7 protein-coding genes and 2 pseudogenes are annotated in these 10,457 nt (G+C 52.6%); 4 read left to right on the top strand and 5 right to left on the bottom strand.

Annotated features, from left to right (window positions below):
- Positions 1-130 precede the first annotated feature (130 nt).
- Entirely contained in the window at positions 131-556 is a 426-nt protein-coding gene (locus tag AC2FHW_RS19665; protein ID WP_142640394.1) for a hypothetical protein, read from the top strand.
- Positions 557-1,023: 467 nt separating this feature from the next.
- Here the strand turns inward: AC2FHW_RS19665 and AC2FHW_RS19660 are convergent.
- A pseudogene (locus AC2FHW_RS19660) lies at positions 1,024-1,131 on the bottom strand (IS6 family transposase); the annotation flags it as partial.
- Between the two features lie 316 nt (positions 1,132-1,447).
- A complete protein-coding gene (locus AC2FHW_RS19655) occupies positions 1,448-2,944 on the bottom strand; it encodes an AMP-binding protein (RefSeq protein WP_496679864.1) in 1,497 nt (498 codons plus the stop codon).
- Between the two features lie 841 nt (positions 2,945-3,785).
- Between AC2FHW_RS19655 and AC2FHW_RS19650 the strand changes: the two genes are divergently transcribed.
- From AC2FHW_RS19650 to AC2FHW_RS19640, 3 genes are all read left to right on the top strand, one after another.
- Positions 3,786-4,316 carry a TetR/AcrR family transcriptional regulator gene (locus AC2FHW_RS19650; RefSeq protein ID WP_496814697.1) on the top strand — a complete coding sequence of 177 codons (531 nt, stop codon included), beginning with the start codon at positions 3,786-3,788 and terminating at the stop codon, positions 4,314-4,316.
- A 124-nt stretch (positions 4,317-4,440) separates the two neighbouring features.
- Entirely contained in the window at positions 4,441-4,854 is a 414-nt protein-coding gene (locus AC2FHW_RS19645; protein WP_142640397.1) for an ester cyclase, read from the top strand.
- A gap of 202 nt (positions 4,855-5,056) precedes the next feature.
- Positions 5,057-6,133 (top strand): DUF2652 domain-containing protein, encoded by a 1,077-nt coding sequence (locus AC2FHW_RS19640; RefSeq protein ID WP_281973968.1) that lies wholly within the window; start codon positions 5,057-5,059, stop codon positions 6,131-6,133.
- A gap of 180 nt (positions 6,134-6,313) precedes the next feature.
- On the opposite strand, the gene AC2FHW_RS19635 is transcribed toward AC2FHW_RS19640, so the two are convergent.
- The 3 genes and pseudogenes from AC2FHW_RS19635 to AC2FHW_RS19625 all read right to left on the bottom strand — a co-directional run.
- Entirely contained in the window at positions 6,314-6,775 is a 462-nt protein-coding gene (locus tag AC2FHW_RS19635; protein ID WP_282022517.1) for a hypothetical protein, read from the bottom strand.
- Positions 6,776-7,286: 511 nt separating this feature from the next.
- Positions 7,287-9,347, bottom strand: a complete 2,061-nt coding sequence (locus AC2FHW_RS19630) for an adenylate/guanylate cyclase domain-containing protein (RefSeq protein ID WP_282022518.1) — start codon at positions 9,345-9,347, stop codon at positions 7,287-7,289.
- Positions 9,348-9,919: 572 nt separating this feature from the next.
- Positions 9,920-10,123: pseudogene (locus tag AC2FHW_RS19625) on the bottom strand (IS6 family transposase); the annotation flags it as partial.
- Positions 10,124-10,457 lie beyond the last annotated feature (334 nt).

The following is a 10,457-nucleotide window of genomic DNA, read 5'->3' as shown; positions in this document are numbered from 1 at the left end:
GGGGATAGGCGTCAACTTGAAGCCTTTTCTCAAAACCTTGACCTGTCAGCGCAATAAATCCGAACCTCAAATTTCCAAATTGGTTCCACCTACAGCGTATCAGACACGCTCTACCTAGAGGGACCAAGAAATGAAAAAGACACTGATTACATCCGTCACCGCATTCGCCATTGTCCTGAGTGCCGGAACGTCCACCGCTGGTCCGTTGCGTGACCATAGCCAACGCGGGTTTGCGCACAAAGTTCACTCATCAGTTTCGCAAACAGTCAATCACGCTGATGGGATGGCCAATACCTACCAAACCACCAATTCTTCCGGCTTTGGCTTCGCTTTACCTTCAGAGCGCCATCTGGGTCAAAATAACCTGTCCGCCACTCAGCAGTATCCCGCAATAAACCCGAATTGGAGCTGGGATTTGTCGGATGTTAATGTGATCGGAACTGATACTGGTGGATACGCAATCGAAGACGGTATTCGCCTGAATTGGGGTCAATTCAAGAAAACCAAATGCCTGGTCAAGTTGAAGAAGATGGTCGATACCTCATTGGTTCCGTGATCATTGTCGCGGCAGGGTTTGGGGTTATCATCGAGGGTTTTGCGGAAATTATTTATGATATCGCTTGTCCACTTGGCAATCTTAGCCCAGCTGAATGCTACTTATTCTGGAATGCGGGAGAATTTAGGTCCGGCTGCGATGTAATGCCGGTAACTGCTGCGCTTCAAAACTGAAAGGCCACTCTGTATAATGGGCAGATCACCACGTTATGGACCGACCATGACTCAAAACCCCTGCGCCGGCTCACAAGAGACGGTTCAGGGACTACTGCGTCAGGGAGATCATGCTGGGGTGTTCTGGGTGGAAGCCGATATGTCGGCTGAAACCTAGAGCCCGGTAACGAGACGGCAGGCTCGGGATTTGCTACAAAAACAGATTGCAGCCCAAAGTCACTCACCGATCGGGACGTAGCCGGCTTTGTTGCAAAATTTTGAGCACGACGAGCTGTTTTAACGATCGGATTGGAGCTAGACGGTCAGCTCAGCGAATTGTTTGAATGAACAGAGTCCAGGCTTGAATTGGCCTTTGCGGATCATGTGCGCCACCTCGATACCTGCAAAAGTTGCCGTAGCCGACCACTTAATACAGCACTGCGTGCAGGTGAATGATAAGTTTGCGAGTGCAAACCAGTAACGATAATGGCTCCCATTATCGTTATCGATACGAACGGCCCAACCCGGTCATTGTGATTTTTCGCGGTGCGCGCTCGCTACGGAAGAAATGCTGCATGCGCTCGAAATCTGGCGCTGTGACGCGGCGATGAAACCGGCCATTGGTGCAGCGCAGCGAGGCTGGAACGGTCAATTCACACAGTGCGGACTAAGTCGCCGTTCGCTGCCCAGCAGAATTGCCATGTATTTGAACGACGAAGCTTGCCTTCGAGAGGCTAGATCAAGTGGCGCCGACACTCGCTTCTCGGAGCAGGAACCTTTGAATTTTGCCGCTGGGTGTCTTCGGCAGTTCTTTGACGAATTCGATAAGCCGAGGATAGGCGTGTGCAGAAAGGCGCTGTTTGACATAATCCCTCAGCTCTGCAGCCAACGCCTCACTACCTTCTGTGCCTTCCGCCAGTACGACTACCGCTTTCACTATTTCGGTCCGTTCCTTGTCCGGCACGCCTACGACTGCCGCCTCCGTCACAGAAGGGTGTTCGATCAGGGCGCTTTCAACGTCGAACGGTCCGATGCGATACCCCGAAGAGGTGATGACGTCGTCGTTCCGCCCTACGAAAGTGATACATCCGTGTTCGTCCCGCTCCACCGTGTCCCCGGTAAGATAGTATCCGTTCTCGATCGATTTGTTGCCCTTGTTCAGGTAGCCGCTAAAGAACAAGAGAGGTGAATCCGCGATGTTGACGACCAATTGACCAGGCTCACTGAAATCGGCGATGCTGCCATCCTCGGCCAGAACCTCGACCCTGTATCCCGGCATAACATAGCCGGCCGATCCCGGACGGACCGGATGTTCGAGCCCGTGATGATTATTCACCAGCATACCCGTTTCGGTCTGCCCATAGTGATCTTTAATCGGCGCATTCATTTCGGCCTCGAACCAGCGGATGACTTCGGGGTTTAGCGGCTCGCCTGCGCTGCTGATGCACCGGATCTGATCGCGCAGCTGTGACGCGCGCTCGGTTCCGGCGGCGATGATTAGTCGAAACGCAGTAGGCGCGCCTGCAAAGTTAGTCACATTCAATCTCGAAATCACGTCATATGTACTGTCCACTGTGAATGGTCCCTCGACCAGAGTGGTTGCATGACCCAATAGTAGCGGGCCGATCAACGCATAGTATAGACCATAGGCCCAGCCCGGATCGGCAATGTTCCAGAAAACATCCTCATGCCGCAGACCGATCCCTTCGATCATGTAAGATCTAAAGGCAGGCAGAGCTTTTAGGGGCACGGGAACTCCTTTTGCGGGACCTGTAGTTCCAGATGTCGCCATCATGAACATCAGGTCATCGCCGTTCCGCAATACCGGGACGAACTCAGGCGATTGCGAGGCCATTGCCCGGCGGAAATCAATGTCTCCCCCAACAACCTCTTGTCGCGTGTCAGCAATCATCGCGACAGGCGGGCAACCTTCCACTTCGTTGAGCTTTTTGCGGTTCGCGGCGTCAGTCACAACCATCTTCGCGCCGCTCATGGTCAAACGGTCCTGAATGGCCTTGGGCCCAAAGGCTGTAAACAAAGGTTGATAGGCCGCACCTGCCCGGAGGGCGCCGAGAACAACTGTCACAAGATCCGGGGTGCGCGGCAACAGACCCGCCACGATATCGCCGGGTCGGATGCCTTGTTTCTTCAGCAAATTGGCGAAGCACGCAGCTTCATCGCGCAACTCTACAAAGTTGCGGGTCTCATGGTGCCCGTCCAATGCAATCCAGTTCAATGCCAGGGGATTGCCCTGCAAATGGGCATCACAACATTCTACGCATGCATTGATTCCGTCGCTGAAATTGCCGAAAAAGACAGACTTTGCGAGGTCCAGGTCAAAGTCCTCCAGCGTTTTGGAGTATTCTGGGGAAGTCCCAGAGTCAGAACTCAATTCCATCAAAACGTATTCCTCCAAATGCAGCCCTTAATTACCTTGCACTCAAATAGGTCGAATTTCCACGTTGGAGATTACGCGAACAATAGCGCGCCACGAGTGGTCCATTCAGTCCCGAACCAAAGCTCGATTTGGCACGAGACGGTAGGGCAACGGTCCAATGCGTGGCAGATGAAATGGGAGTGAGCCGACGCTCGTTACAGAGATACCTAAACGCGTCAGGATTCACATTTTCAGGGATACGCGACCAGGCTGTAAATCATGCAGCATTGCTCGTGCAAATGGCCTAGGTCAGGGTAGGCTCGTTCGACCATCGGAACTTTGCCACTCAGCGAATTTCATCGAACCGGTCATTGAAGGCCGCGCTGGAATGCGAAAATTGAGCCGCGCATTTTCTGCAGTTGGTTTGAACAATAAAAAGGCGGTCAATCCTGGCGTCAATTTGAGAAAACGCGGGAGCATTCTCGCTACACGGAGCAATGACAAATCAACTACTTGCCTGCGATTTGGAATGTAAGAGCGCACCATGCAAATCGTGGCAGCTCACGAAGATTCTACCCTCGTAACGGTTTCTTCTGATATTGCTCAGACGGTACGTGTTGCGATTTTTAAATGATCATTTTAATATGCTCCGATGGGTAGACCAAGATCATATTCACGCGAAGCTGTAGTTGAAAAAGCCATGGGTGTTTTTTGGCAAAACGGCTACAAAGCTGCATCGATAAGTGACGTTGTCCGCGAAACCGGGCTGAACACGGCCAGCATGTACAAGGAGTTTGGAGACAAGGAAGGATTGTTCTCAGCAGCTTTGGATCATTACCGCGATCATGTTATCGGGCCGCGCTATCGTATTTTGATCGACAACCCTAACTTAGAGGGCGTCGAAATGTTTCTCCGAAACGTTTTTTTGGGGGCCGCCAAGTCGGAATACAAGGGTTGCCTGATGATGAACCACCTTGCACAAAAGCATGTGATAAGTCCTGAAGCCGCAAAGCAAGTGGGCGCGTTCTGCGCAGAAGTCGAGTCATTGGTTGAAACTGCTCTTCGCAATGCCCAGGCGGATGGAGATATCGGGGCGGAAAAGGACACAGCGCAGCTTGCAAGCTTTGTGGTTTTTTGCGTTCACGGGACCGTCTTGTATGGGCGGCACGACGAAAAAAAGCACGTGATACCAAACTTTTACGACTTGATCATGAGGGAAATTCGCGAGTGAAGTTCATCCCTCATTTATTTTAAAATTGATTTTTTAAAATAAATGTTCTAAAACTATCCCATCCAGACGGAATTGAAGGCAACGACGCGCTGGACGCTAGTGAAACAGGGATAGGAGAAGCACGATGAGTATTTCCGAAACGGCTATGGCCTTCTTTGATGCATGCGAAACAGGCAAAGGCTGGAACGTCTGCAAGACATACTGTCAGGACGGTGCCACTTTTACATGCGAAGCCGACGCATTGGCCGATATCTCGACAATCGAAGATTATACAGCCTGGACGGCGGGAATTTTGACCCCAATCCCAGATGGCAATTACGACATCACCTCATTCTCGACTGATCACGAACGCAACATCGTAACGGCCACAGCAGTATTCAGCGGCAAACAAACCGGTGAAGGTGGACCAGTTCCTGCCACCGGCAAAGAAATCGCAACCAACTATGCCTACGTTATGGAATTTGAAGGTGATAAGATCGCCCGAATGACCAAAATCTGGAATGATGGGCACTCTCTAAAACAACTCGGATGGGCGTAGTGACGTCGCTATAGCGGCGGCGCCATTTAGGGGCTGTATTGCGGGAACTTGGTAACCACTTCGGGCTCTCACCGGCAACTTTGCGTCTGAGCTCCAGCCTACACACCATGATGACCGTCTATGGCGCATTTGGACCCAAAGTGGTTTTGAACCCTTTGTAGGTCAAAATAACCGCGCCAAACACTCTTTTGGGGAGCGTGCCATGTCAACACAAACTGGATATCTGTTGATCGCCGACATTTCCGGCTACACACAATTTTTGACCACTTCGGAAATGGATCACGCTAATCCGATTTTGCATTCCTTGCTGGGCGTACTGGTCGAACAGGTGGGTGATCCGCTCCATTTCTGGAAAACCGAAGGCGATGCCGTTCTGGCATATTCAACCCGGCAGGATTTCCCCTCCGGCGAGACCTTCCTGACCATCTGCGAGAATCTCTACAACGCATTTGCTCTTCGTCGGCAGGACATAATTGCCAACACAACCTGTACCTGCAACGCGTGTGCCAATGTCGGAGGGCTGGATTTGAAGGTTATCACCCATCATGGCCAGTTCGAAGAAATGCAACTTGGCCCGGTAAAAGACTTTTCCGGCGCCGACGTTGTTCTGGTCCACCGAATGGCCAAGACGAACGTTGTTGAAGCCACCGGTGTACGCAGTTACGCGCTGTTTAGCGAGGCCGCTGCAAACGCCATGGATATCAAAGGCATAGTGGAACCGTTTTCACAGGACATCGAACATTTTGGCGAGGTTTCGATGAAAGTCTACGATTTGGCTAAATCTTGGGAACGTTTGCGTGCCAACCGCGAACGCCATTTCTTGACCAAGGAAGACGGAGTTTGGACGTTCCTCCATCATTTCGATGCCCCAATTGCAGTTGTCTGGGAGGCGTTGGTCGCGCCGGAACTAAAGCTGAAATGGATGAACCGTGTACAGGAAATCACCGTCGACAGCCCACAAGGGCGTCTCGGCAATGGGTCGGGCTATCATTGCTCTCACGAATTGGCGGACTTTTTCTATCGCATCACTGATTGGGAACCGTTCGATTATTTCTCGACCTGCATCCAGGATCCGGCGCGCACTGGAGTAAGCCTGCCCGAGACATATCAGCTGACGCAAACGAACACCGGCACCGACTTGCGATACACAATGGGTCAAGCGACGGATGCCGAGGGCAATAGGTCGGAAATCTCAGAACAGGAGGTTTCAGCGTTCCTGGCAGAATTCTGGGCCGCATCGTTCTCTGATCTGGACGAACAACTCAAGGCCTCGAAGTAAGAGCGCTTTGTTGGGACGGCTTACATTGCGTCGGCAACCGCGAAATGCTGCTCTCTGTGATGTGTATGATGTCTGACGCCATCACCTACCGAACATTGGAGCAACAGTAACGTTTTCCCATGCCCTGCTTCCCACGATCAATCCAACGGCCCTACCCGTCATAAACTCAGGGACAACATTTCACTCAGGGATTTCCACGGTTCCTACTATGTGGGTTCGCCTCAAAGGTAGTGCTTGGTACATCGACACAATGTCCGTCGTGGCTATGCCCTCGCCAGTCATCCCATCATAGCGCCCAGTTCCGACGATAATTTCCCAAGAGTTTGCCGCGCCTTTTTCACCTGCTTTCCAACGCATCGTGAAAGTGTCTTCGCCCTCACCAAAAATGCATATTCCGGAGATTGAGTTGGTCCCATCTTGGTAACCGAACCCCGATCCAAGGCATCGAGCAAGCCCGCCGTCAACAGGACCTTCGATAACTTCAAATCCTCCTTTGTTGTCGGCGATGTGAAAAATATGATCACCAAGGTCAAAGTCTTCCTGAGAAAGCGGATAGAAATTATTAAGCTCGATGCGTTGCTCCTCGGCACTGGTCGCAGTACTAGTAGCGGCCAAGACCGAGATCAAAATTAGGTTTTTCATTAAGGCCTCCTAAGGCTCCATTCACCTTAAGAGTATTAGTGACATTAGCAAACGACGGGCATGTTAATTTCCGCTATTCATGAGCGCCCGCTCGTCTCGACCCGCCAGTATTTGCGGATTGTCCGGGAATGGGTGAAGCCCATAGACCTTGAGGCGAGCACCAAGGGAACGCATTCTAAGAGGTGAACCAAGGTTACTCAGATCTGCAGAAACATTGACAATCTGCGCAATAAGCGACTTCTGCCTGGACATACAAAAATGGATAGGACGGTTCGGTATTCTGGCCTAGAGTTGGAGAACACATTGGCCATCGCGGAAGCTTTTGAAATTTAGAGCCACAGGGTCGTTTTCCTAGACGGCCCAATCCGGACATTGGCTACCGGGTGGTGATGCCGCGGTCGCAACCCACTTTCCGGACATTCACTGCGAGAGCGAAGTCCCCGGCGCTGAGCACACACAACGCGAGACTTGTCGGACTTTCCCGAAGCCCCTTAACTTTAACGGAAGTTTCCTACTGGTTCTTGTTGGTGCTAGTAACCGCACGCCAGCCTTCCTTTGGCGGCCTGTCTAACAGGTCTTGGGCGAGGGCCATCATGGCGACTGAGGCGGGGTCTCCGTTTCGCGCCTGGTCTGCGGCCGCAAATGCGGCAACGGCCTCTTCAAACCGCCCTGTCCGATAATGTGTAAGGCCCTGTTCATAAGCCTCTATCCAGGCAAATGATCCAACACGCCCATCCGCCATCGCGATCAGTTCGTAGACCACCAGCTCTTCAACACGTCCAAACACCGTAAGCGTGTCCAACTCACGGACCACGATTGCGTCAGCGGCCTGTCGCCTCGTTTCCGGCCCGATCAGGATCAGCGTTCCATAGTCTTTGTTGGCCCCTTCCAACCGACTGGCAACGTTCACGACATCACCAATCGCGGTGTAGTTCAACCGCTGCTCTGATCCGATATTTCCGACCAGAGCCTCGCCGCTGTTCACCCCGATCCTGACGCGTAGGGGGTTGCCGGCCTCATCTTCAATTCCGGACGCGCCCACGGCAGCGACAAGGTCCAGCGCTGCGCGGCAAGCATTTTCAGCGTGGTTGGCATCTTTACGCGGCGCCCCCCAAAACGCCATCACGGCATCGCCAATAAACTTGTCGATCGTCCCACCGTTTTGAGTAATGGCCGCAGAGGCTGCGCTGAAGAAGGGCTCCATCAGCTGGACAATATTTGGGCCAAGTTTTTCGGACAGCCCTGTGAAACCCGCTACATCGCAAAACAACACAGAGATCTGTTTCATTTCTCCGCCCGGCTGTATCTTGATGCCCTCAGCAACCAGCATACGCACGAGATCGGTGGGCACGTATTTTCGGAAAGCGGACAAACCAGCGGCCATGCTCGCGGTTGCCGCAGAAAGATTGGCAAGCTCAGACAGTCTGGAGGGTCTGCGCTCAATGCGTTCGACGTCAAAGCGTTCGATTTTGCCAAGATCTTCGGCGATGCGTGCCAACGGATTTGCGACAATGCTTCGGATCAGCCAGATCGCCAGCCCGGTTGCGACGATCACCACACCGATCAAAACGTATATCAAGTTTATCAGCGCTTCATCGATGCTCGACAGAAACGCCGCTTCGGGTATGACCGTGGCAACGCGCCAGCCGTAAAACCCCAGTGGCGTCAGCGCCACCGCATAAGGCACGCCGTCGATGACGACACGTTTCGTCAACGTGCCTTGGGCATTCGCTTGGGGATCTGCCAACAACCTTTCGCCTGAGATCATGGCAACTTCATAAAGCTTCCCTTCGCCCATGCGCGCCGGGGTAATCTCATCCGCTTCTGCATCAGGTACTGCAATAACTTTGCCGTCAGCGTTCAGAATAAATGCCGCGCCGAATTCGCCGGGGGCAAGCGTGGCGAGAAAACGTGACAAACGATCCGTTTCGATTGCAACGGCCAGAACACCTTGCCGCGTTCGGTTGACGTCTATCGGACCAGCAAAGGCGTAAACGGTTTTTTTACTATCCGGAAGGTCGTGCGTTTCGATCCACCCCGCAGAGCTGAGCCCCATGAAGTTTTCAAACCAGGCATGTTCGCGCGGATCATAGGATGTTTCAGTAAAGGTCCGCTCCTCGAACTGAATGTCACCGGGGATAAAGATATAGCGATCCTTCCGCAGCATTCGGTCGCGGATCCCCTTGTCGATTTCAATCATCTCAAGCCCGCCGTCACCTAGACGGTGCGACGCGAAAAAATTGCCATCGGGCCAGCCAAAGAACATCCATGAGATATTCGGCTGCGCCTGCAGTTGCGACAGAAAAACAAACTCGCGCTTGTCGGCCTGTCGCGTCGCGATGACGTTCTGGACAAAGATCGTGCGAACGGCTGCCCAAGCGGCTTCGGCCGACCTAAGCGTCACCCCCACCTCGATGCGGACAGTGTTCGCTATCTGGCCGTTGATTTCAGCTGCAAGCATGCGGCTATTGTCGCGCGCAGTCGTCCACCATAGGGAATGGACAATAAAGGTCGACACTCCGATAGACACAGCCACCAGAATTGACACAGCGATGCCCACGCTAAGTCGCACTTAAATCTCCGCCAAATTACTCATATTCTTCAGTATTGAATTGAGATTGCTAGGAGGGCATAACTTTTTTAGACCTATCCCGAAATCTCACGCAACTGTTAGGTAGCAGCAAAGCATTGTGTTGAAGCGGGCGCTTGAACATTGGCTACTGTAGCTGACCTTTGCGATTTTGCCAGACGCTGTGTGCAAATGAACGGGCCGCCCGAACTTGCCATTGGCAGATATGTCCCACCACTGCGCTGCAGCTCATCAAAGGAGACATTCGCCGCAGCCACAAAATCGGCGGGTCTACGAACTAACAGCTCGCGAAAGGAATCTGCCGTTCATCTACTCTGCCCTTCCCGCCGCGTATTGCGGGAAGAGCCGCCGTTGGCCCGAATTCGCAAGTTCGGTATGATCTTAGCGGCTTTGTCGCAAAATTCTCTAAAGTGTAAGGGCTGGTTGGAATTTACTAAGTTCAAGCGGTTTGGTTCGCAAACTGCTTGGACGGGCAGATTCCGACTCCGGACTGACCCTTTCTGATCATCTGCGCAACTTCAATCCCATCGAGCGTTGCAGAGGCGGACGCAGTTTCGCTTATGGCGACGTGCCTTGTCGGCAATCAATGGCGCATATTTGACGATCCAACGGTTCAGCGTCGCGTGATCAACCTTAACTCTGCGCTCAGCCAGGATTTCTTCCAGATCCCGATACGACACTGAGTAGCGCAGATAGAAAAACGCCTCGTGCAAGATCACATCTTTTGGGAAATGCGAGCCCTTGAATGAGATCGTCACCGGATGCTCCTGTCAATATTGGGCTGGTCATTAATGTTGTTTTCTCCAGTGACAGAATAATAAAGTCTATTGAGAACCAGTACCGCCAACCACTAATCCAAATATATAAGGGCGCTTCTGGTTAAACGTGGCCTTTGTGCCGAATGGACAAAGCATTGGTTTGTCACCCGTCGCGCAAACACACCGCACCAAGAAATGGCGAACGGCATCTAATCTGATCTCTAGACGGCGGCGGCCGCTACCTGGAGGGTGCGTTGTGGGCTAACACTTGCCAGATCTCAGGCGTTAGCCCTGGATGCCAGCATTGGATCGAGTTGCCTTTCAGCACATCGAA

Source organism: Ruegeria sp. YTSA108 (assembly GCF_059610185.1).
Note: the sequence above shows the minus strand (reverse complement) of the source record. Positions and strands in the feature narration are given on the sequence as shown.

Bases quoted from the DNA above. Each gene is read 5' to 3' on its own strand.
- AC2FHW_RS19665 (WP_142640394.1), top strand. From the start codon at position 131: ATGAAAAAGACACTGATTACATCCGTCACCGCATTCGCCATTGTCCTG.
- AC2FHW_RS19650 (WP_496814697.1), top strand. From the start codon at position 3,786: ATGGGTGTTTTTTGGCAAAACGGCTACAAAGCTGCATCGATAAGTGAC.
- AC2FHW_RS19635 (WP_282022517.1), bottom strand. From the start codon at position 6,775: ATGAAAAACCTAATTTTGATCTCGGTCTTGGCCGCTACTAGTACTGCG.
- AC2FHW_RS19640 (WP_281973968.1), top strand. From the start codon at position 5,057: ATGTCAACACAAACTGGATATCTGTTGATCGCCGACATTTCCGGCTAC.
- AC2FHW_RS19645 (WP_142640397.1), top strand. From the start codon at position 4,441: ATGAGTATTTCCGAAACGGCTATGGCCTTCTTTGATGCATGCGAAACA.